This is a genomic window from Halolamina salina (genome assembly GCF_042678005.1).
Taxonomy (GTDB): domain Archaea; phylum Halobacteriota; class Halobacteria; order Halobacteriales; family Haloferacaceae; genus Halolamina; species Halolamina salina.
This window is the reverse complement of the sequence record NZ_JBHUDH010000001.1, coordinates 1,654-2,752: the sequence shown is the minus strand read 5'-3', so window position 1 is coordinate 2,752 and position 1,099 is coordinate 1,654. Positions and strand designations below refer to the sequence as shown.

Here is a 1,099-nt window from a genome sequence, read left to right as displayed (position 1 = left end):
GCGTCCTCGAAGGAGTCCGCCCCGCCCCCGCCGTTGGCGCCGCCGAACGGGTCCGACTCGGGGGGTGCCGAGGATTTCTCGCGAGCCGGTTCGCCGAACGAGTCCTCCCCGTCCTCGGCGGACTCCTCGGCGGTGGACTCTTCCTCCGCATGCTCCTCTTCCGCAGACTCTTCTTCCGCGGACTCCTCACCAGCGGACTCCTCTTCCGCGCGCTCCTCCTCGTCCGCGCCCGCGTGCTCCTCCTCGTCGGTCTCGCGCATCGCACGCTCGAACCAGTCTTCCTCCTCCTCGTCGCTCATTGGGGTGCGTTCACCTCCGCGGGGCGGTCAGTCATTGACGAACCTTCAGTCGCGCCCGCAAATGAAGGTTGTCCGTGTGGCGCGTATCCGCGCGTTTTTGCCGGCGGGGTGGGAAGCGCGAGCCATGCTGGTCGGTATCGTCGCGAAGCGGGGCAACAGGCGGGCGTCGTTCCTGGCGGCGGACATCCGCGACCGCCTCCGGGAGGCCGGCGTCGAGGTGTGGCTCGACGAGGCCACGGCGGGGGTCCACGACGAGTCCGGCCACCCCGTCGCCGCGATGGACGCGTGCGATCTGGTCGTCGCGATCGGCGGCGACGGCACGTTCCTGTTCGCCGCCCGCGGGGTCGGGGGGGCGCCGATCCTCGGCGTGAACCTCGGCGAGGTCGGCTTCCTGAACGCGCTCGGGCCGGAGGAGGCGGTCCACGAGGTGATGCGGGAGGTCGAAGCCCTCGAGAACGGCGAGCTCTCGGTTCGCGAAGCCCCCCGGCTCGTCGCCGCCGGCGAGGGCTGGGAGAGCCCCGCGGCGGTCAACGAGGTCGTCCTCCAGGGTCCACAGCGCGGCCGCGCGGGCGGGATCGACCTCGAAATCCGGATCGACGGCTCGCTGTTCTCCTCCGGCCGGGCCGACGGCGTGCTCGCCGCGACGCAGACGGGGTCGACCGCGTACAACCTCTCGGAGGGCGGGTCGCTGATCCACCCCGACGTGGACGCGATCGTGGTCAACGAGATGTGCGCCGAGGCGGGGATGCAGCCGCTGGCGGTCGGCCACGACAGCGAGATTACGGTCCGGCTCACGGGGG

1 protein-coding gene and 1 pseudogene (1 of these 2 cut by a window edge) are annotated in these 1,099 nt (G+C 71.7%); one reads left to right on the top strand and one right to left on the bottom strand.

The window, feature by feature from the left end; all coding sequences use genetic code 11:
• Window positions 1-299: pseudogene (locus tag ACFR9S_RS00020) on the bottom strand (KaiC domain-containing protein); it reaches 930 nt to the left of the window's first position.
• Window positions 300-423: 124 nt separating this feature from the next.
• On the opposite strand from ACFR9S_RS00020, the gene ACFR9S_RS00015 reads away from it, so the two are divergent.
• Window positions 424-1,099: NAD(+)/NADH kinase (locus ACFR9S_RS00015; protein ID WP_379817647.1), on the top strand; the 676-nt coding region annotated here is incomplete at its 3' end.